This window comes from Pseudocalidococcus azoricus BACA0444 (assembly GCF_031729055.1).
Taxonomy (GTDB): domain Bacteria; phylum Cyanobacteriota; class Cyanobacteriia; order Thermosynechococcales; family Thermosynechococcaceae; genus Pseudocalidococcus; species Pseudocalidococcus azoricus.
In genome coordinates this window covers 1-20,380 of the sequence record NZ_JAVMIP010000021.1, presented here as the reverse complement: position 1 = coordinate 20,380, position 20,380 = coordinate 1, and the positions used below count along the sequence as shown (strand labels likewise).

Below are 20,380 nucleotides of genomic sequence, written 5' to 3'. Positions count from 1 at the left end.
AAAAAAGACAAAAATTGAGCAAGATTGCTATCAGGATAACCTTACTCTGCTCGTCTGTACCAGTACAGGCCAGTTTTTCTTAAATTAATTGGGTTGGGAAACCGGTTTAGCCACAGCCTGGGCATAGTCCCGAAAGGCCTGGAGGGATTCCATCAGGTTATTTTCCACCGCTTTACCGAGGAACAACCGATCCATGATTTTTCCCAGAACTCCGGGAATGGCATAGGCCACTGAGAGACGGACAATACTGCTGCCGTGACGATCATAGAAGCGGATCGCCCCCCGGTTGGGTAAACCATCAACGGATTCCCATTGAATCATTTGATGAAAAATCTGCTGTCGAATCCGGGATTGCCAACTAAATTCCAGGCCCCCGGTGGCCAACTTCCAACGGGACAAATCTGGATTTTCTTCTAGGACTTTCACCGAGTCAATCCATTTCATCCACAGGGGCATTTTTTCCAGATCTGACCATAGATCCCACACCAAATCCATCGGGGCGGCGACTTCAATTTGGACGGTATGCTCAAGCCACTCACTCATGAATTCCACCCCGCCAATATGGCCTGTGCCGCTTGCCGACCGGACATGGTTGCCCCCTCCATACTGTCAATATAATCCTGTTGAGTGTAGCTCCCTGCCAAAAAGAAGTTAGACACTGGGGTGGCCTGGGCGGGTCGGTAAGGATCCATCCCCGGTGCTTCTCGATAGAGGGACTGGGCTAATTTCACCACACTAAACCAAGTCATTGTTAAGTCTCGGGAAGAGGGAAACAGGTCATGGATTTGTTTGAGAACGTGTTGGGCAATCGCTTCATTACTTTGTTTCATGAAGGGATCACCCGGCGTTAAGACTACTTGCATCAGAGACCCTTGCCCTTCTCGATAGTAATCCGCGGGACTGGCGAGGGCTAAATCGGCAAAACAGGAAAAATCGGCATCGGCAGTGTAAAGGAGGTTGTCAATTCCGCTGGCCTGTTGGAGTTGTGTGCGTTTTTCCGGGTCTTGGAGTTCTGTCACCCAGCCATTAAAGCGGAGTTGCACTGTGGCCACTGGAACAGCATCCAACTTGAAAATATTGTCAAATTCAGGATACTTGCGCCAGGCCTGGGGGATGAGGCGTTGAATTCCGGGGACATCACAGGCACAAAGATAGGCATCGGCGATTATGGTTTCGGTTTCTTCCCCTTTGGCAATCACCAGGCCCTGCACAGTAGTTTTACCCTCTTGCTGATCAAATAAAATCTCCCTGACCCGCCGCCTGGTAAAAATTTCTGTCCCCCGGGCCGTTAAGTAATCCACCAAAGGCTTAAGCAAATAGTTGTGGGGTGAGCCTTTCAGCATATTCAGTTTGGAGGCTTCAGTTTTGGCGGCAAACATCTGAAAAATCGTCAACATACAGCGGGCCGACATCTCTTCCACGCCAATAAAACCTAAGGCATAGGCAATCGGATTCCAAAGGCGTTTGAGGCTGCCTGCAGAACCCCCGTGACGGCGAAACCAATCGGCAAAGCTGTATTGATCCAGGCCCCGAATTTGTTTCATTGCCCCGTCATAATCCACCAGGCCCCGGACAATCGGACTCGTTCCCAAGGCAATGGAGTTTTGCAGCTTATCCTGGACATTCAGTTGGCTAGTGGTGAAAAATGCTTTCAAGCCATTAAACGGCGCACCGAGGGGAAAGCGAAAATCCAAGGCACCGGTCATCCCACCCCGATTGATAAAGGTATGGATATGTTCTTTCGGTAAGAGATTTTGCCTCGCCCCAACCTTATCCAGAAGCGCAAACAGGTTGGCGTAGTTGTAAAAGAAAACGTGCAGGCCCATTTCAATGTGGTTGCCATCGGGATCCACCCAACTACCCACTTTGCCGCCAATGAACGGGCGAGACTCGTAAATCGTCACTTGGTGGCCGGCATCCACCAGATCAATGGCCGCCGCTAATCCGGCTAACCCTGCCCCAACAATCGCCACCTGCATAGACGCAACTCGTAACTGGATTCAAAAATGCTTTACATAGTTTAACAGTTTGCCAATCCCGATGTTCCAGGTCAGACCCAATCAATGGCCATAATCAGAACTGGAAAGTTGTTATCGTTGGGTTGTCAAAATCTGACCGGCCTGGAAACGATGAACTCTCATCAGGATGCCCCAGAAAGCAAGGTTTCCCGTGATCAATCGCCATGGCCTGGATGTTTGGCTCCGGCGGCGGGATGTTTAGTAACTGTGATTATATTTCCCTTTACCTTACTGATTTCTGGGTGGCTTGCCTTCACCATGGGGCCGATGGGTTGTGCCTTTCCCAAAAACTGCTCCCAAGCAGAAAAAGGAGTCAAAGGGATCGTGTCATTGGTGATTCTGATGGGGGGCGGTTTCGGCGTGCCATTAACAGTGGGGGCATTGGTTGGTTTTGGCATCAAGGCCATGGAACAACAAACCGGTAGTCGGTCACGGGCCAGAGAGAACAGCGAAAAACCTCTCCCTTGAAACGAAACCAGGCCAAGGCCCGATCAATACCGCCCCCAGTTCGTGAACTTTCGTCCTGGATTTATCGCGTCAATTCTACAGGGACTGTCTTGACGTTAGACTCTTGATATTTCGTTGCCTTATTTGTCGGTTGTTCACTCCCCCACTACCCAATAATCCTTGATGCGACTGCTACTTCCCCCACCGTTGTTTGGCCCCCCTTTCCGTCTATCTCTTTGGATTTGGGATCTGCCAAGTCTGGACTGTTTCTGAGCGTTTTTTTCTAAATTCCATGTCGGAGCCACTACTAAAAAATCGGGAACAGTTAGAAGCCCGTCTAAAAGAATTGCCCTTGGAGCCGGGGGTGTATTTAATGCGGGATAAAACGGATCAAATTCTCTATATCGGTAAATCAAAACGCCTCCGCAATCGCGTCCGATCCTATTTTCGCCAACCCGCCAGCCTTGGCCCCCGCCTCGAGTTAATGGTCTATCAAGTCGCGGATATTGAGTTTATTGTCACCGACAGCGAAGCAGAAGCCCTGGCCCTAGAAGCAAATTTAATTAAGCAGCATCAGCCCCATTTCAATGTTCTGCTCAAAGACGATAAAAAATATCCCTATCTCTGTATCACTTGGTCACAGGAGTATCCGCGGATTTTTATTACCCGCAAACGCCGCCTGGAAGCCCAAAAAGATCGCTACTACGGCCCCTATGTGGATACAAGGTTACTGAGACAGACGCTAGGCCTGGTGAAACGGCTTTTTCCGTTACGGCAACGTCCTCAACCCCTATTTAAGGATCGCCCCTGTTTGAATTTCGATATGGGTCGCTGTCCGGGAGTCTGCCAAAAGCTGATTACACCGGAAGACTACCGGAAAACACTGCAACGGGTGGCGATGATTTTCCAAGGCCGAACAGGAGAATTGATTGAAACCTTGACCCAACAAATGGAGCAGGCCGCGGAAGTCCTCAATTTTGAATTGGCAGCGCGGTTACGGGATCAAATTGCCGGATTGAAATATTTGGGAGCGGATCAAAAGGTAACGCTTTCGGATGATACGGTGTCTCGGGATGCCATTGCTTTAGCTGCCGATGAGCACCAGGCCTGTATTCAGCTATTTCAAATTCGCTCGGGGCGGTTAGTCGGTCGGTTGGGATTTGTCGCTGATGCCCAGGCCGGACAACCGGGTTTGATTCTCCAGCGCGTCCTTGAAGAACATTATGCCCAGGCCGATCCCGTCGAGATTCCCCCGGAAATTTTGGTCCAAACGGCCTTACCGGAAGCCGAATTTTTAGCGGATTATCTCAGCCAGGCCAAGGGGCGCAAAGTCACAATCACCGTTCCCCAACGCCAGGCCAAGGCCGAACTGATTGAAATGGTCGAACGTAACGCCCTCTTAGAACTGGCCCGCACTCAAAAAGTAACTGATCGGAACAATGCCGCCCTCAAGGATTTAGCTGAACTTTTGGATTTGCCGGAACTGCCCCAACGGATCGAAGGCTATGACATTTCCCACATTCAAGGCTCGGATGCAGTGGCCTCACGGGTCGTGTTCATCAATGGTTTACCAGCCAAACAGCACTATCGCCGCTATAAAATTCGCAATCCTGAAGTCAAAACTGGCCATTCCGATGATTTTGCGAGTCTGGCGGAGATTCTCCAACGGCGTTTTCGGACCTATCTTGATGATCCCAGCAAAGAACGGGTCGGGGATGCCAATTGGCCGGATGTGGTGATGATTGATGGCGGTAAAGGGCAACTCTCAGCAGTGGTGAATGTGTTGCGGGATGGCGGCATTTTAGAAGATGTCAAAATCCTCAGCCTGGCCAAACAACGGGAAGAAATTTTCTTGCCTGGTGAATCCCAACCCCTGCCTACAGATGCGGAACAGCCGGGTGTTCAACTCCTGAGACGGTTACGAGATGAGGCCCATCGGTTTGCGGTTAGTTTTCATCGCCAACAAAGAAGTGATCGGATGCGGCGGTCGCGCTTAGAAGAAATACCCGGCCTGGGCTATCACCGCCAAAAACAACTCTTAGCTACGTTCAGATCCATTGATTTTATCCGCACGGCCAGTCTGGCCCAACTTACGGCCGTCCCTAACATTGGCCCTCGCCTGGCCCAACAAATCTATGACTATTTTCACCCCCAGGCCAGGAGTGAACCCGAGGAATTTAGGAGTCTTTAAATTTGGCTCAGCGTTACTAATTTCGGAGTGGCTGGATGGTATTTTCTCGCCAAGGCGCGCTCTGCAAAATTTCTATGTCAAGGGGATTCGGGCCTGGTAGGATGAGCAAGGATTTAAGCGCAGTTCCCCAGGCCTGGGGCGTGATTTCAAGAGATAATACTGAGGAAACACTATGGAAGTTGGGCAAAAAGTCCGCGTCTGTCGGATTCGTGATCGGGTTAATCAAGGGGTCGCCAACACGTTAGGTAAATTTGGCGTGATTACCGGATTCAAAATGACCGATGGCAGTGGTGTTGGGGTCGTGGTGAAATTCGAGGGACAAGGCAGTACTTGGTTTTTTGAAGATGAGATTGAAGTTGTTCCTTAACCCATGCCAGCTTTGGTTTCCAGCATTTCTTCCTCGACTCTCCCAAAGTAATGTATGGATGAGGATTCCCGTGTGATAGGGTTAATGATGGTGCATTTTCGGGCACAGCAACATTCCTAGGCGTTACTCCCCCAGTGGATGTCTCGCACTCAGTCAATCATCAAAGGTAATAAGGCGTAGGTTATGGTCACAACAGTCGAACGAGCCAATGTGGGTTACATTACGCAGATTATTGGCCCGGTGGTGGATATTGAATTTCCCAACGGTAAAATGCCCTCCATCTACAATGCGTTGCGGGTGGAAGGTAAAAACGATGCTGGCCTGGATGTGGCCGTCACCTTTGAAGTCCAGCAATTATTGGGCGACAACAAAGTTCGGGCCGTCTCCATGAGTACCACCGATGGCCTGGTGCGGGGGATGGAAGCCGTGGATACCGGGGCAGCCATTAGCGTACCTGTGGGGACAGTCACCCTCGGGCGGATTTTTAATGTTCTCGGCGAACCTGTTGACGAAAAAGGGCCCGTCAGCCAGCAAGATACCCTCCCGATTCACCGCAGTGCGCCCAAATTTACCGAACTGGAAACCAAGCCTTCGGTTTTTGAAACCGGCATTAAGGTGATTGACCTCCTGACCCCCTATCGCCGGGGTGGCAAGATTGGCCTGTTTGGGGGAGCGGGTGTGGGTAAAACCGTGATCATGATGGAATTGATCAACAACATTGCCACCAAGCACGGCGGGGTCTCCGTATTTGCGGGGGTGGGTGAACGGACTCGGGAAGGGAATGACCTCTACAACGAAATGATTGAATCCGGGGTGATCAACAAAGACGATCCCAATGCCTCCAAAATTGCCCTCGTTTACGGCCAGATGAACGAACCCCCCGGAGCCCGGATGCGGGTTGGTCTGTCGGGTTTGACCATGGCGGAATATTTCCGGGATGTTAGCAAACAGGACGTGCTGTTATTTGTGGATAATATTTTCCGGTTTGTCCAGGCCGGTTCAGAAGTATCAGCCCTCTTAGGTCGGATGCCCTCCGCCGTGGGATATCAGCCAACTCTCGGAACCGATGTCGGTGAACTCCAAGAGCGGATTACTTCCACCACAGAAGGTTCAATTACCTCCATTCAAGCCGTGTATGTGCCTGCCGATGACTTGACCGACCCCGCTCCGGCCACTACCTTTGCTCACTTGGATGGAACGACCGTTCTTTCTCGGGGGTTAGCAGCGAAAGGAATTTATCCGGCGGTGGATCCCTTGGGTTCAACCTCCACCATGTTGCAGCCTTCGATTGTGGGCGATGAGCATTACAGCACTGCCCGGGCCGTTCAATCCACCCTCCAACGCTACAAAGAACTGCAAGACATCATTGCCATCTTGGGCCTGGATGAACTGTCGGAAGAAGATCGTTTGATCGTGGCTCGGGCCCGAAAAGTCGAACGATTCCTCTCCCAACCCTTCTTTGTGGCGGAAGTCTTCACCGGCGCGCCGGGTAAATATGTCACCTTGGCCGACACGATCAAAGGGTTCAAACAAATCCTCAGTGGTGAGCTGGATGATTTACCGGAACAGGCCTTCTACTTGGTGGGTGACATCGAGGAAGCGAAAGCGAAAGCCGAAAAACTCAAAGGCTAAGTTGTCCGAGGGAATTAGGGGTGGGCCGGCTCATCCCTAGCGCAGTTCAGTTACTAATTAAGACCCGTTGTTCTACCCTTTGAACGAGGCACTAAAGACCTATGGTGATGACTGTCCGGGTAATTGCCCCCGATAAAACGGTTTGGGATGCCCCCGCCGAAGAAGTGATTCTCCCCAGTACGACTGGCCAGTTAGGCATCTTAGCCAATCATGCCCCCTTGCTCACGGCCCTGGAAACGGGGGTCATGCGAGTCCGCTCCGGTAAAGACTGGCTCTCAATTGCCCTGATGGGCGGCTTTGCCGAAGTTGAAAACAATGAACTCACGGTTTTAGTCAACGGTGCGATCCGGGGTGACACGATTAATTTAGACCAGGCCAAGGCTGATTATACGAATGCCAAGGAGCAACTTGCCAAGACCGAACAAGGGGATTCCCGCCAGGCCAAGTTTCAGGCTACCCAAGCATTTCGTCAGGCTCGGGCTAAACTACAAGCAGCGGGTGGCTCGGTTGAGCTTTAGAGTTTAGGGTTGAGAGTAGAAACCGATGGGAACTTTAATTGGCCTGGTTTTAGTGATGCTTTACTTAGCTGGGGGCTGGAAGTTCTGGAACGGGTTTGAGCGCACCAGTTATGCCCAATCCCGGTTTATCTTGACGATTCTCTGGCCGGTGATGATTACCAACAAGACCTACCGCCAAAATTTTGCCCGAGCCTTAAAAGGTTAGTTGTCTATGGTTACGGATGCCCAACACCAGGCCAAGATGCAACGCCGCAAGGAAATTCAGGCTCAACGAGTTGCTGAACGGAATCTGGAGAAAGGCCTGATCATTGTCCACACCGGTAATGGGAAAGGAAAAACAACAGCCGCCTTGGGGATGGTCTTGCGGTCTTTGGGCCATGGCTATCGGGTGGCGATTGTCCAATTTATTAAGGGGGCCTGGGAGCCAGCCGAAAAAGCTATGCTTGGGCAGTTCTCCCCACAGCTTGAATTCCAGGCCCTTGGGGAAGGCTTTACCTGGGAAACCCAAGATCGCCAGCGGGATATTGCCACCACCCAAGCGGCCTGGACAACAGCCTTGCACTATGTGACCAACCCAGAATTTCGGCTCGTGCTACTTGATGAAGTTAATGTGGCCTTAAAACTGGGCTATCTATCCGTCTCACAAGTCCTCCAAGGCCTGGCCGAAAAGCCTGCCACTTCCCACGTGATTTTGACTGGCCGAGGCGCACCCCCAGAACTCATTGCTGAAGCGGATTTAGTGACAGAAATGACCCTCATTAAACATCCCTTTCGAGAACAAGGGGTCAAGGCCCAAGCTGGCATCGAATTTTAGGGTAGTTTTAGCTCTTGGCAGGGCTGGGACTATCCTGGCTTAGGATCAAGATCAGGGCTGACTGGCCATCAGGACCCCTGGAATATGGGTTCCCGTTCTTACTTCCCTCGGTAAGTTTATGCTCAAACATTGGTTTTTTAAGTGGCAGCCTCTGGATCGAGTTGCTCTTGGTTTAATAGCTGTGGTCATGGTGATGATTGCGGGCTTGGCCTGGGGGGGCGATCAAACATTACCAAGGGTGCGCTATTTTACTTGGCAGGATAGGGATATTGGTGCTGCTGATCGAGCCTTTATCCTCAGTTTTAGTCGGCAAATGGATTGGGAGTTGATCAGCGAGGCGATTACGATTGATCCCCCCTTACCCGGTAAAACCAGTTGGTCAGGGCGGCGGCTGGCTTACACCTTGCTTGAGCCTATTCCCTATGGCCAGGGGTTTCAAATCAATGTTGACATTCCGACTGAACCACCTGCCAAGCCCGAAATGGAACCCTTCTCAGGATTTTTCCGCAGTCGTGATCGGGTGATTGCCTACATTGGCACTGGTTCTGAGGCGGGCAAGCTGATCCTCAATAATTTAACCCTGCAACAAAAGCTGACCCTCACCCCGGCCAACCTGAATGTTTTAGACTTTCAACCCTACCCCCAAGGGGAGCGAATTCTTTTTTCGGCTGTTCCCACGGATCAGAGCAGTGGAGACCCAGAGCTTTATACCGTCACGACTGGCCTGGTCGTTACCCCCCCAGAAGAGCCAACCCATTCCCCCCGACCACCTGGGGAAGTAACAAAAATTTTAGACAATCGAGACTATCAGCTGGTCAAGTTTGAGTTATCCCAAGATGGGCAACGCCTGGTTATCCAACGCATTCAACGGGGCCCCGATGGCGGCGAAGCGTCTCTTTGGCTGATTGAAGGTGACCAGGCCCCCCAGCAACTCAATCAACCCGCCACGGGAGATTTTCATATTGCCCCGGATAGTGAAAACTTGGTCATGGCCCAAGGACAGGGATTAGCCATTGTCCCTCTGACTGAACGCCAACAAGGGGAACTCCTAAGTTTCTTACCCCAATACGGGATGGTCTTGGCCTTTAGCCCCGATGGTCGAGATGCGGCAATGGTTAAATTTAACCCAGACTTTACCCGCTCCCTCTATTTGGTTAACAGTCAAGGGCAGGCCAAGGAACTGCTCAAAACAACGGGTTCGCTCCTGAGTGCCGCCTTTGACCCCCGCGGAAAAGTTCTCTATTGCTTAATGACTCGCCTCCGTCCCGATGAGCAATTCCGCGAACAGTCCTTTATTGCCATGGTAGATATTCGGGATGGGCATTTAACGCCGATTTTAGACCTGGTTGGCCAGAAAAACTTGGGGATTGGTTTAGCCGCCGATGGCTCTGGCCTAATCTTTGATCAAACCACGCCTGGACAACAGCAGGATTTTCAAGTCATCCTCTTACCCATTCAAGCCCTCGAACAGGGAGAAGTGATCAAACTGCTACCCCCGCAAGCTCTTGGGCCGGGTATTCATCCCCAATGGTTTCCCTAGAGAATTGCCCAAGATAAACTCCGTCTAAAAAGTTGGAGGGGCGACTATGCTAGTTTTTTATTGTTTAGTCTTCGCGCTTGGCCTGGGTGGAGAGAGAAACCTTCAAGAGTGGCAACTGTTCTCCCCGAAAGATTTCTAAACTTGCTTTGCCGACTGACTGGATCACATCTAAATAAATATCCTGCGCTAAAATTCCGCAAAGTACAGGGGGGGTCGCTAAACTCACCCATAAAGAACTCATTGGGGAAAATTGGGGAGACATAGGCCAAACACAGTGAATTGCGGCAACGGCTCAGTCGGATTCTGGGGGTTCAGGCGTATTAGGCTCAGATAAGAGTTCGGCTTTGGAGCGCTTGAGCATTTTCCAAAGTTCTTTAATGTCCTTGTAAGCCTGTTGGGGACTAATCTTCCCCCCGGTCTCTAAGTTACAAATATAGCCAATTCGTTGGGCAAATTCTTGCAGGTTGGCATTAAAGGCTAAATTTTGGGGACTAAATTCACCTTGATACCGACTGGTCGGGTAGAGAAATTGCTGTTTCTTGATTTCATCAGGTTCTGCCACAGCCAGGCCCTACTAGCTAGATTTGCCACCTTTATCTTAAGCTAATCTTTCCGGAAAAAAAACAGACCCGTGACAGGCCTGGTTGATCTTAAGATTTTTAAAGAAATTAGTCTGAGTGGGCTAAAACTCGCCTTAGACCCTAGAGGCTTGAACCCAGGCCAGCGTAAGCTCCATAAAAGAAAATACTGACAATTGTAATCACACCCATTCCAGCCACAGTTGCGACCACCCAAAGGGGAATCCGACCATTTTGTAACACGGTTAAACCTCCTAGAACTCTATTTTTATTGATCAAAGCAGTGACTCTGGTGGCATTTCAGTCAACGCGTCCAGAGGGACATTAAGGATTAGTTAAAGAAATAGCTCGAGAATAGCAAAGCCACAACAAAAATCAACAACAATCCCAGGTAAAGGGAGGTGCGATTTAGCTCAACGGGCTGACGATTCGGATTTGGTTCCATTGAATACACCCTAAAGTAAAGTCAACAAAAAGACCAACAGGCCAGGAGTTAGACAAAATTACCGTTGAATGAACTGCATTGCCGCAATGGCCCCTAAAAAGAAGATTGTCGGTACACCAAGGGTATGCACAGCTAACCAACGGACTGTAAAAATTGGGTAAGAAATAGGTTCTTGGTTGGGAGTGTTGCTAGTCATAGGGCCTTAGTTTAAATCCTTGAGAAACTCGTTAATTTGTTGTTTGCTTTCAAACCGATCGGAAACCACCGGGGCAGCTTGTTGTTCTTGGGAAAAGTAGGTGTCAGGGCGAGGAGTCCCGAAAATATCGTAGGCCAGGCCAGTGCTGACAAACAACCAACCCGCAATAAACAACGCCGGAATGGTAATGCTGTGGATGACCCAATAGCGCACACTCGTAATAATGTCTGAGAAGGGGCGTTCACCCGTAGTTCCAGCCACTTTTTATACCTCCCAAAAATAAGAAATTAATCACAATCGGCAATGATTCTATATGATACGCAACCAGGGGCTTCCTCACAATCACAGATTCGGGATTTTTCCAGTAACTAACTGGCTGGGATCACTGGTGTCCCATTGGCCTGGAGTTCTGAGGCATAGCGCAGTAAAATCCCTTGCTGACCCAGAATGAAGCCTTGATTCGGGCCAAAGAAACGCACTTTATACAAGTTGGAGGCCACTTCGTTAATATCGCGGTCTTTTTTCCAGGTTTTCCCGCCATCGGTACTACAGAGCAAATTACCACTACCGCCCGCCAACCAGAGTTCCTCTGAAGTCCGGTAGGCTAAGTCCAATAGTCCCACACTCACCGCCACCTGAGGATTCGTCGGTTTTGTCCAGGACTCCCAATCCCGACCTTCGGAAAAGCTCAGGTTGCCACCATTGATAAGCATCCACAACTGACCATCTTGACCAAAGCCCATATTTTGAACCCGCCGCGAACTAGTCCGATTGTGGGGTTCCCAGGCCGGCTGTCCCGGAGACCAGGTGGAGTAAAAACTACCGCGAGAGGAGACGGCCACATATTGCCCCTCGGGGGAACGGGAAATATTCCGCACCACGCCCACAGCTTCTTGAACTAAGGCTTGCCAGGTTTTGCCTTGATCTTGAGTCTGGTAAATAGCACCAATATCAGTCGTCAGTTCCGCTTTCCCATTACCCAAGGCAAAAATTGTATTGGGCGCGCCTGGTAATTTGGCACTGAGGGCTAAACGTTCCCAAGATTGCCCCCCATCAGTCGTATGGAGCAAAACGGAAGGCTGGCCGGTGATCCACCCCTCTGAACCAGAAAAACTAACGGAAGCAAACCGATAGTCTTCCGTGTCCAGAGCCAAACTGCGCGGCTCCCAAGTCCGACCGCCATCTAGGGTTTCCATCAAAAGGGCATTACTGCCAACCAGCCAGCCATGTTTGGCGTTGATAAAACTGAGGTCTAAGACCGTGGATTTAGTTGGCAGTTGCAGAACTTCCCAGGGATTAAAGTCGAGGGATGGCAGAAATCCACAGCCGGTACACAACAGAACCACCACCAGGCCCATGACTAAAGATTGCCACAGTCGCATCAAACGCCCCATAAGTCTTGCTCAACCTCAATAATTAGAACTTAAAAAATATTAGGGATAGGTTATTGAATGCCGTAAAAGCTAATTAAGAATAGGAAGCCCAAAAGTAACACCCCAAAAATCAGTAGGTTTTTCTGGCCAGGTGTCAGGGTATTCACCCCAATGCCGTAGCCCAGGTTTTCCTTAAATCCCGAAGGAGTGCCTGCTGGGCCAATATTGCTAAATTGGGTTTTGCGGGCTTTACAAACTGGGCATTGCCACTCTTCTGGAATATCCGTAAAGGCAGTGTTGGGGGCAACTTGAGTGGTGTTATCGCCTTTGAGGGGTTCATAGACATAGCCACAGGAGCGACATTCATATCTATCTAAGGCATCGGGAAGAGCTTCAGGACTCATAGGGATCGTCAGAATAACCTCAATAAACAGTGCCGGAATCGGATTTGCGGAATTATTAAGTATTATCACATGACCGGTTACGGCTCCATCTGCCAAATTTACCCCTGCGACCCAGAACGCAGCGAACGAATCGTCTTCAGATGGAGAGCTTTAATTGATGGTTGGCATAAAATTCAATGACATGGGTATTTTAGCTAAGGTCTTGCCATTGCCACCGTTCACACAGGTGTAGAGTTGAGAGACCTTGGCTGACCGTTTATCTTGGCCCAAGTAGCACTGGAGAACCTTGCCTGAAATCACTCATGGGACACCTTTGGCGACAATGGTTAGGGGCGATTGTGTTTTATACCACGCTGCCCTTACCGCGCTCTTGGGCGATTGAATTAGCTGGCATTGCCCGTTGGTGTCCTTGGGTTGGCTTGGGGTTGGGCTTACTTTTGGCGGCCATTAACTGGGGGTTAGCTGGCCTGGGTTTCACCGATCATTTGCGGGCGGTGGCGGTTGTGGGGGCCTGGGTCTGGTTCACGGGAGGTTTGCATTTAGATGGGGCAATGGATACGGCGGATGGTCTGGCGGTTCTAGATCCGAGTCAGCGGTTAGTCGTGATGGCCGATAGTCGGACTGGGGCCTTTGGCGTGATGGCAGCAATTCTGATTCTCGGCTTAAAAGTTACGGCGTTAGCAGTGTTAGCGGCTCCAGGATTTTGGGCTTTGGGGCTGGTGATGGCCTGGGGGCGGTGGGGGCAGGTTTGGGCCATTGCCTGTTATCCCTACTTAAAAGCGGAGGGAAAAGGTGCTTTTCATAAAACAACCTGTCAGTTTCCCCAAGACTTTGGGCCGGGAATTCTCGTCCTGCTCCTAGTGATGGCTTACCCTTTGACTCAAACGCTGACGGTTTGGCCCGCCCTCCTGTGCTTGTTTGGCTTGGGCTTACTGGTTAGTTTTGGGCTGGGGGCCTGGTTGGATCAAAAATTGGGTGGACACACGGGGGATACCTATGGGGCAATTGTGGAATGGACAGAGGCAATTCTCTTAGGTTGCTTGACGTTGCCTTACTTTCAGTTTTAGGCTCTCAGGGCTTTTACCGTTATTCCTCTGGGGCTGATGGATCTAGGGGATGAGGGCGATGGTGTTGAGCCAATTCTGAAGGGGGGCGATCACTACTCCAGGCCCACCAGACAAACCCACATTGACAGTGATAAAACTCTTGCCATTTCCGTTGGTGATTAGCGGTATAAACAGGGGCGCGACGGTTAATCCAGACGGCCTGGGCATGACCAGGGGCCGCTCCACAACGGGAACATTCAAATCCACGGGCATGGCTGGCCTGGGCAATCCAATCTGGGGGAGTTGGGGTGAATGGGTTCATTGGGGGGCATCAAACCGAGGTTAATTCCGGTGATATGGTCTCTTTGCTGGCGAGGAGGAGGCCATATTCAAGGCTTTCGGTGACGGCCTGGTAGGAAGCGGTGATGATGTTGGTCGAAACCCCCACCGTTGTCCAGCGTTCATGTCCATTACTGGATTCCACTAAAACCCTGGTATTTGCTGAGGTTCCAGCCAGGCCATCTAGGATCCTCACCTTATAGTCCGTCAGGTGAAAGGTGGCTATTGCTGGATAAAACGTTAAGAGGGCTTTACGGAGGGCTGCATCCAGAGCCGAAACGGGGCCATTGCCTTCTGCTGCGGTGAGAATTTCTGTATTGTTAACCGCAACTTTGATGGTGGCTAAGGATTGGCTTTCCAGGCCCGTTGTGCCCCAATCCCCAGACCGACAGGAAACATCAAACCCTTTTAAGCTAAACCAGGCTGGGCGTTGCCCCAACGCATCCCGAATCAGGAGTTCAAAACTGGCCTCGGCCGCTTCAAATTGGTAGCCTTGGCTTTCTAATTGCTTGAGTTGGCTGAGAATATCCCGACTGACCGGGTGTTGTCGATCCAAACTCAAGCCCAAACTGGCGGCTTTGGCCAAGATGTTGCTGAGTCCGGCCTGGTCTGAGACGACAATCCGCCGTTGGTTGCCGACTAAATGGGGTTCTAGATGTTCATAGGTGCGGGGATTACGCTGGACAGCACTGACATGAATGCCACCCTTATGGGCAAAGGCCGATAAGCCAACAAAAGGGGCATGATCATCGGGGGCTAAGTTGACAATTTCACTAATTAAGCGACTGGTGGGGGTAAGTTTTTCTAACTGAGAAGGGAAAATACAGTCATAGCCCAGTTTGAGTTGTAGGTTCGGGATCAGCGTACAGAGGTTGGCATTGCCGCAGCGTTCCCCATAACCATTCATTGTGCCTTGGACCATGCGCGCCCCGCTCTGAACCGCAGCTAGGGCATTGGCCACCGCCACCCCGCTATCGTTGTGGGTATGGATGCCCAGGCCTGGGAGGGGTTGTGCTGGATTTTCCCGTTGATATTGGTCTAGAAAGGTGAGCACGGCCTGGGTAATGGTTTTAATCTCATCCGGCAACCTACCGCCATTGGTATCGCATAACACTAGCCACTCGGCCCCACCCAGAATCGCTGCCTCTAACGTCTTTAAGGCATAGCTGGGATCATCGTCATAGCCATCAAACCAATGTTCCGCATCGTAGATCACCCGCCGTCCTTGAGCGGTGAGGAATTGGAGAGTATCCCGAATCATCTCCAAGTTTTCGGCCAAGCTAGTTTTTAGCCCCTCTGTAACGTGCAAATTCCATGACTTACCAAATACGGTCACCCACCGCGTCCCAGCCGCTAAAATCGGTTGCAGCATCGGATCTTCATGGGCCGCACGATGGGGGCGACGGGTTGAACAAAAGGCAACGATTTCCGCTTGGGTCAGTTTGATTTCCTGAAGATGCAAGAAAAATTGGACATCCTTAGGATTCGCTCCCGGCCAGCCTCCTTCAATAAAGGGAATCCCCAGACCATCCAATTGCCGAACAATCCGCAGTTTATCTTCTAGGGAAAGCGCGATACCTTCCCGCTGCGCCCCATCTCGTAAAGTGGTGTCATAGATGGCAATCGGTCGGGATAAGGCAACCATAATGATTACAGGCCAAGGAATGGGGAAAATACTCGATTGTGGGAAGCCTCAAGGGAACTGGGGCCAGAGGGGCAATCCCTGAGTCTAGCTGAGCAGGAATCGGGTCGAGAAGCGGCTTAAAACTATTTACCCGGTTGCTCATAATCTGGGGCATGGCTTTGGAGCAGGGCACTCACTTGACTAAAGACCTCTTTGCCAGAAACAGTCGCAATCGCTGCCCGTTCAGGATGAAATTGGGGCCGGGCCGAGTTAGTTTTAATGGCTTCGTCCACTTGGTTTTTAATTAAATCTGCCAGTTCTTCCTCGGCCCGTTGGCGTTGATATTTGGCCCCTTCTTCAGTGGTGGCATAGAGGGGGGGCAAGCGATTGAGCGCGTAGGCGGCAATATCTCCCAAATCCAAGGCGCAGTCCTGTTCCGATTCAATGATCGCAATCCGGGTAATGGCTTCGGTCAAGACCAGTTCTTCCATGACATTAATAAATTGCTTGCGGGGAACCGCCACCACCTGCCCGGTTAACAACGCCCCCATTAAGCGATCCAGGGCCATATATTCTTCAACACTGAGTTCGGTGGCTTTGTCACAAATTCGCCCGACCTCTGCTTCCATCGTTGGGGTAAGGTAGCCATTGCGTAGGGCCTGTTCAACGATGTCCTCAATACTCATCCGCTTCTCTCCTAGGGGCTGTTGATGATTATGCAATGGGATGGGGGGTTGCCCAATAATAAGCTAAAAAATCAGCTAAATAAATCCATCGTGGCTAATAATACCTTGTTTAATTTTGGCATACTGGCCTGGCAAGGGATGATCAACCACTAGCAACAATAATTGATAGCTGTCCCCCCCAGTCAATCTTAAGCTGGCCATTGCCCAAGCCCAAATCGCTTAGAGCCGACCAAAGCGGCGTTGACGGTGTTGAAAATTTCGCAGGGCCTCATGGAAGGCATTGCGATCAAAGTCGGGCCAAAGAGTATCGGTGACATATATTTCCGCATAGGCAACTTGCCACAATAGGAAATTACTGACTCGCATTTCTCCACTGGTCCGAATTAACAGATCTAAATCTGGTAGACCAACAGTGTAAAGATGATGTTCAAATTGCCGCTCATCAATGTCTTCCGGTTGTAGTTCTCCCGTTTGCACCCGTTGGGCGAGACTCCGGCAGGCCTGGATAATTTCCCGCCGCCCCCCATAATTAGTTGCCACCACGAATTGAATTTTTTGATTGTGGGCCGTTGCCGCCATGGCGCGGTTAATTTCTTCTTGTAGAGACGCGGGTAAGCAGGCTAAGTCCCCGACAAAATGAATTTGCACTCCTTCTGCAACCATTTCCGCCAATTCTCGCCGCAGTACCCGCTCAAACAAGGTCATTAAAAATTCCACCTCTGGCACGGGGCGGCCCCAATTCTCCGTAGAAAAGGCATAGGCCGTTAAGGCTTGAATCCCCCAATCTTTGCAGCAGCGGAGTAAATCCTTCAGACTATCCACCCCGCGTTGATGCCCCATGATCCGGGGTAAATGCCGATTTTTGGCCCAGCGGCCATTCCCATCCATAATGACGGCCACATGGCGGGGTAAACGCTCTCGGTCTAAATCATCAGGAAGAATGGTGAGGGATTTGGGTTGGGTGGTCATTATCGCGTTCCGATATGGGGAGATCAACGAATGGGCCATACCATTTGCCACCGCCGCCGTTTTGCTGCGCGTTGAGGTTGATGGCTATTGTTGTCCCCGGCCTGGTTAAACTGTTGGGCTAATAGCTCCTTTAGTTTACTGCTAGTCAGGGGGCGGTTGAGTTCACCCCGTTGGGCGAGGGAAATAGAGCCAGTTTCTTCTGAAACAACAATACATAAACAGTTAGCAACCCGCTCGGTAATCCCCACTGCGGCCCGGTGACGCGTCCCCAATTGCCAAGGGCCAGTCCGCTGGGAGAGGGGAAGAATTAGTTTGGCAGCCACAATTTCCGCACCTCGAATTAAAATGGCCCCGTCATGGAGAGGTGTCGCGGGTTGGAAAATAGTTTGGACTAGCTCCGAGGTCAGGGTAGCGTTAAGTCTTACCCCGGCAGCGGTAAAGTCCTGGGCATCGAGCATGGTGTCGGTTTCGAGGAGAATCAAGGCCCCCGTGCGGCTCTGGGATAAGGCTTTGACCGCTTCGACAATTGCATCCAGGGTCGTTTGGCCCCGCTGGGAGGGCACGGGCTGACGTTGCCAAATCTGGAACACTTTACCCTGTCCGAGTTGCTCTAAGAAGCGGCGAATTTCAGATTGAAGAATAACCGCCATGGCCACGGCCGACCCGACCACCAAGTTATTCAAAACAAAGGCTAAAAACTGTAACCCCAGGCCCCGGCTAATGGAGGCGGCAAAAATCAGGAAAATAAAGCCCCGCACCATCCAGAGGGTTCGCCGTTCGGCAATCACTAACAGAACGATGTAAGTTAACCCCAAGACCAGGCCAATGTCCACTAACGTCAAGGCTAAAGACCAGGCCCGTGGCGAGACAGCCGGCCAAGTAAAGCCCATCAGGGTGAGGAATGAGAGGCTGAAGGCCATATGCTAAAGAGTCCATTGATTAAGCCAGGCCAACGGGCAGCACATCCTGACGCAACAAATCCCCATAGGTTTCCCGTTTTAGGATCAGGGAGGCATTCCCCTCCTTCACCAACACAGCCGCTGGGCGGGGGAGGCGATTGTAGTTGGAAGCCATGCTGTAGTTATAGGCCCCCGTACCAAAGACCACAAGGGTATCACCGGGTTGGGGATTGGGTAGTTCAACATCCTTCAAGAGAATATCACCCGACTCGCAATGTTTTCCGGCCACGGTCACGGTCGTATCTGGAGTCTCTAGGATGCGGTTGGCCAGGGTGGCGGTGTAGCGGGCCTGGTAGGTGATCGGACGGGGGTTATCGGACATTCCTCCATCCACGGCAATATAGGTCCGAATGCCCGGAATATCTTTGCGAGTGCCAATGGTATAGGCGGTGACGGTACTGGGGCCCGCAATCGAACGGCCAGGTTCACAAATCAACTTGGGCAAGGGAATATTTTCGGCTTTACAGGCCTGGAGAATACTTGTGGCGACCCATTGAGCCCACTCTCCAATACTGGGGGGATTATCAGCCTCCACATAGCGCATTCCCAGGCCGCCACCGACATTCAGTTCTCGAAAATTCAAGCCAAGCCGGGCCGCCTTTGCAAACCAGGTAGCTAAGGTACTGGCTAAATCTTGATGGGGCTGGAGTTCAAAGATCTGGGAGCCAATATGGGCATGAATCCCCAGCCAATCTATTTCGGGGTGATTTAAGCCAAATTGAAACAGGGGTTCTAATTCCTGGGGATCAAAGCCAAATTTGCTGTCTAATTGGCCGGTGCGGATATAGTCGTGGGTATGACATTCAATCCCTGGGGTGAGCCGCAACATGACACGGGGCTTAGGTTGACCAGGGGGTTGATTCACCGCTAGTTCTGCCAACCGAGTTAGTTCCAGCCAGTTGTCGGCAACGACCGTACAGCCCATCTCTAGGGCCTGGGCAAGTTCTTGGGGCGATTTGTTATTGCCATGAAAATAAATCGTTTTGGGATTAGCCCCGGCCATCAAGGCGGTGTAGAGCTCTCCCCCCGAGGCGACATCAATTCCCAATCCGGCCCGGCTGGCCAAGGCACAGGTGGCTAAACAATTCCAGGCCTTGGAGGCATACAGCACCAAACTCTCCCCTGGATAATGATCATGCCAACCTTGGACATAATCCCGACAGGCCTGGCTGAACGTCACCTCATCCAGAACATAGAGCGGGGAACCAAATTGGGCCACTAATTCCACTACATCGCAGCCACCGACTTCTAAATGTCCTTGGGGGTTGGCTTGGGCCGTTAGGGGGAGCAGTTGTTGATTAGTCGGGGCCTGGTCGAGATCGGGGAATGTGGGCAAAGATTCGGTAGTAAGGGTGGCAGGAGTCATGGTGGTAGGAGGTTTAGAGAAATTTAGTCATCAAAGGCCGAAATACCAAACAGCCTCAGAGCGTTGGGCACTGGGGAGAGTTGAAGCAAAGAAATAAATTCTAGTTTACTCTGATTCTGGGTAGGCTCTAAAACCACCTCTTTGGTCGCTGGAGAACATCCCTCCCCTGCCCAGATGTGATCAATCCTAGGACTTGCGCCCCATTGCCGACCCTGACCCTAGCTCCCCTAACCCTGGCCCAAGTTCCGGCGGCAGTGGCTCTTGATCAACAGAGCTTAGGTGGGGTTTGGAGCCAAGCTCAATACACCCTAGAAATCAATAATCCGATCAGTACCCTGTTGGGCTGCTATACACCTGATGCTCAAACGCCATTGACCGAAATTCCCCTCTGGGGCCTAGGCTGTAGCTGGGGGATTGGAGCAGAAACCCACATTACTCTTCTGGCCGTTTCCCCCGAAAAACAAGGTCAGGGCCTTGGGACATTACTGCTCTGGGCTTTGCTGAAACTTGGACTACAGCAGGGGCGGGCCTGGGCCACCCTCGAAGTCGAAGCCGACAATCAAGCGGCCTTGGGCCTATATCAAAAATTTGGCTTTCAAGAGGCGGGGCAGCGGCCCAAATATTATCCTTCTGGAACCGATGCCTTGATCCTGTGGAGCAACGTATCAAAACTAGATTTAAGTCTTTCTCCAACTCAAGGCAACCTTCAAAAATATCAATGGCAACTAGAGCTTGATCCCAATTTAGAAGCCATTAACTCAAGGGGAACCGGATAAGTTCAAGGGCACTGCAAAAGCGATTCAATAACGCATTTTGACATCCTCCGACCGTCCTGTAGCTTGCGTGTAAAGCAGGACGGGGATTCCTT

Annotated in this window: 27 protein-coding genes; 10 read left to right on the top strand and 17 right to left on the bottom strand. The window is 51.2% G+C overall.

Annotated elements, in window-relative coordinates:
* Positions 1–84: 84 nt before the first annotated feature.
* The gene (locus RIF25_RS14780) at positions 85–543 is read right to left on the bottom strand and encodes an SRPBCC family protein (RefSeq protein WP_322879289.1); all 459 of its coding nucleotides are present in this window, start codon (positions 541–543) and stop codon (positions 85–87) included.
* Positions 540–1,979 carry a 9,9'-di-cis-zeta-carotene desaturase gene (gene zds / locus RIF25_RS14775; RefSeq protein WP_322879288.1) on the bottom strand — a complete coding sequence of 480 codons (1,440 nt, stop codon included), beginning with the start codon at positions 1,977–1,979 and terminating at the stop codon, positions 540–542. The genes RIF25_RS14780 and zds overlap by 4 nt, the downstream gene beginning before the upstream one ends.
* An 84-nt stretch (positions 1,980–2,063) precedes the next feature.
* Between zds and RIF25_RS14770 the strand changes: the two genes are divergently transcribed.
* The 8 genes from RIF25_RS14770 to RIF25_RS14735 all read left to right on the top strand — a co-directional run bounded on the left by RIF25_RS14770 (position 2,064) and on the right by RIF25_RS14735 (position 9,527).
* Entirely contained in the window at positions 2,064–2,486 is a 423-nt protein-coding gene (locus RIF25_RS14770) for a hypothetical protein (RefSeq protein WP_322879287.1), read from the top strand.
* A gap of 271 nt (positions 2,487–2,757) precedes the next feature.
* Positions 2,758–4,656, top strand: coding sequence for an excinuclease ABC subunit UvrC (gene uvrC / locus RIF25_RS14765; RefSeq protein ID WP_322879286.1), 1,899 nt, complete (start codon positions 2,758–2,760; stop codon positions 4,654–4,656).
* 172 nt (positions 4,657–4,828) lie between these two features.
* The gene (petP, locus tag RIF25_RS14760; protein ID WP_322879285.1) at positions 4,829–5,023 is read left to right on the top strand and encodes a cytochrome b6f subunit PetP; all 195 of its coding nucleotides are present in this window, start codon (positions 4,829–4,831) and stop codon (positions 5,021–5,023) included.
* 183 nt (positions 5,024–5,206) lie between these two features.
* The gene (atpD, locus tag RIF25_RS14755; protein WP_015124120.1) at positions 5,207–6,655 is read left to right on the top strand and encodes a F0F1 ATP synthase subunit beta; all 1,449 of its coding nucleotides are present in this window, start codon (positions 5,207–5,209) and stop codon (positions 6,653–6,655) included.
* Positions 6,656–6,756: 101 nt separating this feature from the next.
* Positions 6,757–7,173, top strand: coding sequence for an ATP synthase F1 subunit epsilon (gene atpC / locus RIF25_RS14750; RefSeq protein WP_322879284.1), 417 nt, complete (start codon positions 6,757–6,759; stop codon positions 7,171–7,173).
* Positions 7,174–7,198: 25 nt separating this feature from the next.
* Complete coding sequence (locus tag RIF25_RS14745; protein ID WP_322879283.1) at positions 7,199–7,378, top strand: hypothetical protein; 180 nt, start codon at positions 7,199–7,201, stop codon at positions 7,376–7,378.
* A 6-nt stretch (positions 7,379–7,384) separates the two neighbouring features.
* Complete coding sequence (gene cobO, locus RIF25_RS14740; RefSeq protein ID WP_322879282.1) at positions 7,385–7,987, top strand: cob(I)yrinic acid a,c-diamide adenosyltransferase; 603 nt, start codon at positions 7,385–7,387, stop codon at positions 7,985–7,987.
* Positions 7,988–8,105: 118 nt separating this feature from the next.
* The gene (locus RIF25_RS14735) at positions 8,106–9,527 is read left to right on the top strand and encodes a WD40 repeat domain-containing protein (protein WP_322879281.1); all 1,422 of its coding nucleotides are present in this window, start codon (positions 8,106–8,108) and stop codon (positions 9,525–9,527) included.
* A 64-nt stretch (positions 9,528–9,591) separates the two neighbouring features.
* On the opposite strand, the gene RIF25_RS14730 is transcribed toward RIF25_RS14735, so the two are convergent.
* The 8 genes from RIF25_RS14730 to RIF25_RS14695 form a co-directional block, all read right to left on the bottom strand.
* Positions 9,592–9,768, bottom strand: a complete 177-nt coding sequence (locus tag RIF25_RS14730; protein ID WP_322879280.1) for a hypothetical protein — start codon at positions 9,766–9,768, stop codon at positions 9,592–9,594.
* A gap of 51 nt (positions 9,769–9,819) precedes the next feature.
* On the bottom strand, positions 9,820–10,089 hold the full coding sequence (locus RIF25_RS14725; protein WP_322879279.1) for a DUF7219 family protein: 270 nt from the start codon (positions 10,087–10,089) through the stop codon (positions 9,820–9,822).
* A 139-nt stretch (positions 10,090–10,228) separates the two neighbouring features.
* Positions 10,229–10,348, bottom strand: a complete 120-nt coding sequence (locus tag RIF25_RS14720; protein WP_015124113.1) for a photosystem II reaction center protein J — start codon at positions 10,346–10,348, stop codon at positions 10,229–10,231.
* Positions 10,349–10,436: 88 nt separating this feature from the next.
* On the bottom strand, positions 10,437–10,550 hold the full coding sequence (locus RIF25_RS14715; protein ID WP_071880525.1) for a photosystem II reaction center protein L: 114 nt from the start codon (positions 10,548–10,550) through the stop codon (positions 10,437–10,439).
* A 58-nt stretch (positions 10,551–10,608) separates the two neighbouring features.
* Positions 10,609–10,746 (bottom strand): cytochrome b559 subunit beta, encoded by a 138-nt coding sequence (gene psbF, locus RIF25_RS14710; protein WP_015124112.1) that lies wholly within the window; start codon positions 10,744–10,746, stop codon positions 10,609–10,611.
* 6 nt (positions 10,747–10,752) lie between these two features.
* On the bottom strand, positions 10,753–11,007 hold the full coding sequence (gene psbE / locus RIF25_RS14705; protein WP_015124111.1) for a cytochrome b559 subunit alpha: 255 nt from the start codon (positions 11,005–11,007) through the stop codon (positions 10,753–10,755).
* A 107-nt stretch (positions 11,008–11,114) separates the two neighbouring features.
* Positions 11,115–12,140 carry a photosynthesis system II assembly factor Ycf48 gene (locus RIF25_RS14700; protein WP_322879278.1) on the bottom strand — a complete coding sequence of 342 codons (1,026 nt, stop codon included), beginning with the start codon at positions 12,138–12,140 and terminating at the stop codon, positions 11,115–11,117.
* 50 nt (positions 12,141–12,190) lie between these two features.
* Positions 12,191–12,523 (bottom strand): rubredoxin, encoded by a 333-nt coding sequence (locus tag RIF25_RS14695; protein WP_322879277.1) that lies wholly within the window; start codon positions 12,521–12,523, stop codon positions 12,191–12,193.
* A gap of 302 nt (positions 12,524–12,825) precedes the next feature.
* Between RIF25_RS14695 and cobS the strand changes: the two genes are divergently transcribed.
* Complete coding sequence (gene cobS, locus RIF25_RS14690; RefSeq protein WP_322879276.1) at positions 12,826–13,590, top strand: adenosylcobinamide-GDP ribazoletransferase; 765 nt, start codon at positions 12,826–12,828, stop codon at positions 13,588–13,590.
* Between the two features lie 19 nt (positions 13,591–13,609).
* On the opposite strand, the gene RIF25_RS14685 is transcribed toward cobS, so the two are convergent.
* The 7 genes from RIF25_RS14685 to lysA all read right to left on the bottom strand — a co-directional run bounded on the left by RIF25_RS14685 (position 13,610) and on the right by lysA (position 19,512).
* A complete protein-coding gene (locus RIF25_RS14685) occupies positions 13,610–13,891 on the bottom strand; it encodes a hypothetical protein (RefSeq protein ID WP_322879275.1) in 282 nt (93 codons plus the stop codon).
* 9 nt (positions 13,892–13,900) lie between these two features.
* A complete protein-coding gene (gene cimA / locus RIF25_RS14680; protein ID WP_322879274.1) occupies positions 13,901–15,553 on the bottom strand; it encodes a citramalate synthase in 1,653 nt (550 codons plus the stop codon).
* Between the two features lie 122 nt (positions 15,554–15,675).
* Positions 15,676–16,218, bottom strand: a complete 543-nt coding sequence (locus RIF25_RS14675; protein ID WP_322879273.1) for a late competence development ComFB family protein — start codon at positions 16,216–16,218, stop codon at positions 15,676–15,678.
* Between the two features lie 75 nt (positions 16,219–16,293).
* Positions 16,294–16,419: a hypothetical protein gene (locus RIF25_RS14670; protein WP_322879272.1), complete on the bottom strand. Its 126-nt coding sequence runs from the start codon at positions 16,417–16,419 to the stop codon at positions 16,294–16,296.
* A gap of 18 nt (positions 16,420–16,437) precedes the next feature.
* A complete protein-coding gene (gene uppS / locus RIF25_RS14665; RefSeq protein ID WP_322879271.1) occupies positions 16,438–17,187 on the bottom strand; it encodes a polyprenyl diphosphate synthase in 750 nt (249 codons plus the stop codon).
* A gap of 23 nt (positions 17,188–17,210) precedes the next feature.
* A complete protein-coding gene (gene cdaA / locus RIF25_RS14660) occupies positions 17,211–18,107 on the bottom strand; it encodes a diadenylate cyclase CdaA (RefSeq protein ID WP_322879270.1) in 897 nt (298 codons plus the stop codon).
* Between the two features lie 19 nt (positions 18,108–18,126).
* On the bottom strand, positions 18,127–19,512 hold the full coding sequence (gene lysA / locus RIF25_RS14655) for a diaminopimelate decarboxylase (protein WP_322879269.1): 1,386 nt from the start codon (positions 19,510–19,512) through the stop codon (positions 18,127–18,129).
* A gap of 203 nt (positions 19,513–19,715) precedes the next feature.
* On the opposite strand from lysA, the gene RIF25_RS14650 reads away from it, so the two are divergent.
* Positions 19,716–20,288, top strand: a complete 573-nt coding sequence (locus tag RIF25_RS14650) for a GNAT family N-acetyltransferase (RefSeq protein ID WP_322879268.1) — start codon at positions 19,716–19,718, stop codon at positions 20,286–20,288.
* The last annotated feature ends 92 nt before the right edge of the window (positions 20,289–20,380 follow it).

Excerpts from the sequence above, each read along its gene's own strand:
- RIF25_RS14780 (WP_322879289.1), bottom strand. The coding sequence starts at position 543 with ATGAGTGAGTGGCTTGAGCATACCGTCCAAATTGAAGTCGCCGCCCCG.
- zds (WP_322879288.1), bottom strand. The coding sequence starts at position 1,979 with ATGCAGGTGGCGATTGTTGGGGCAGGGTTAGCCGGATTAGCGGCGGCC.
- RIF25_RS14770 (WP_322879287.1), top strand. The coding sequence starts at position 2,064 with ATGGCCATAATCAGAACTGGAAAGTTGTTATCGTTGGGTTGTCAAAAT.
- uvrC (WP_322879286.1), top strand. The coding sequence starts at position 2,758 with ATGTCGGAGCCACTACTAAAAAATCGGGAACAGTTAGAAGCCCGTCTA.
- petP (WP_322879285.1), top strand. The coding sequence starts at position 4,829 with ATGGAAGTTGGGCAAAAAGTCCGCGTCTGTCGGATTCGTGATCGGGTT.
- atpD (WP_015124120.1), top strand. The coding sequence starts at position 5,207 with ATGGTCACAACAGTCGAACGAGCCAATGTGGGTTACATTACGCAGATT.
- atpC (WP_322879284.1), top strand. The coding sequence starts at position 6,757 with ATGGTGATGACTGTCCGGGTAATTGCCCCCGATAAAACGGTTTGGGAT.
- RIF25_RS14745 (WP_322879283.1), top strand. The coding sequence starts at position 7,199 with ATGGGAACTTTAATTGGCCTGGTTTTAGTGATGCTTTACTTAGCTGGG.
- cobO (WP_322879282.1), top strand. The coding sequence starts at position 7,385 with ATGGTTACGGATGCCCAACACCAGGCCAAGATGCAACGCCGCAAGGAA.
- RIF25_RS14735 (WP_322879281.1), top strand. The coding sequence starts at position 8,106 with ATGCTCAAACATTGGTTTTTTAAGTGGCAGCCTCTGGATCGAGTTGCT.
- RIF25_RS14730 (WP_322879280.1), bottom strand. The coding sequence starts at position 9,768 with ATGAGTTCTTTATGGGTGAGTTTAGCGACCCCCCCTGTACTTTGCGGA.
- RIF25_RS14715 (WP_071880525.1), bottom strand. The coding sequence starts at position 10,550 with ATGGAACCAAATCCGAATCGTCAGCCCGTTGAGCTAAATCGCACCTCC.
- psbF (WP_015124112.1), bottom strand. The coding sequence starts at position 10,746 with ATGACTAGCAACACTCCCAACCAAGAACCTATTTCTTACCCAATTTTT.
- RIF25_RS14700 (WP_322879278.1), bottom strand. The coding sequence starts at position 12,140 with ATGGGGCGTTTGATGCGACTGTGGCAATCTTTAGTCATGGGCCTGGTG.
- RIF25_RS14695 (WP_322879277.1), bottom strand. The coding sequence starts at position 12,523 with ATGAGTCCTGAAGCTCTTCCCGATGCCTTAGATAGATATGAATGTCGC.
- cobS (WP_322879276.1), top strand. The coding sequence starts at position 12,826 with ATGGGACACCTTTGGCGACAATGGTTAGGGGCGATTGTGTTTTATACC.
- RIF25_RS14685 (WP_322879275.1), bottom strand. The coding sequence starts at position 13,891 with ATGAACCCATTCACCCCAACTCCCCCAGATTGGATTGCCCAGGCCAGC.
- cimA (WP_322879274.1), bottom strand. The coding sequence starts at position 15,553 with ATGGTTGCCTTATCCCGACCGATTGCCATCTATGACACCACTTTACGA.
- RIF25_RS14675 (WP_322879273.1), bottom strand. The coding sequence starts at position 16,218 with ATGAGTATTGAGGACATCGTTGAACAGGCCCTACGCAATGGCTACCTT.
- RIF25_RS14670 (WP_322879272.1), bottom strand. The coding sequence starts at position 16,419 with ATGGCCAGCTTAAGATTGACTGGGGGGGACAGCTATCAATTATTGTTG.
- uppS (WP_322879271.1), bottom strand. The coding sequence starts at position 17,187 with ATGACCACCCAACCCAAATCCCTCACCATTCTTCCTGATGATTTAGAC.
- cdaA (WP_322879270.1), bottom strand. The coding sequence starts at position 18,107 with ATGGCCTTCAGCCTCTCATTCCTCACCCTGATGGGCTTTACTTGGCCG.
- lysA (WP_322879269.1), bottom strand. The coding sequence starts at position 19,512 with ATGACTCCTGCCACCCTTACTACCGAATCTTTGCCCACATTCCCCGAT.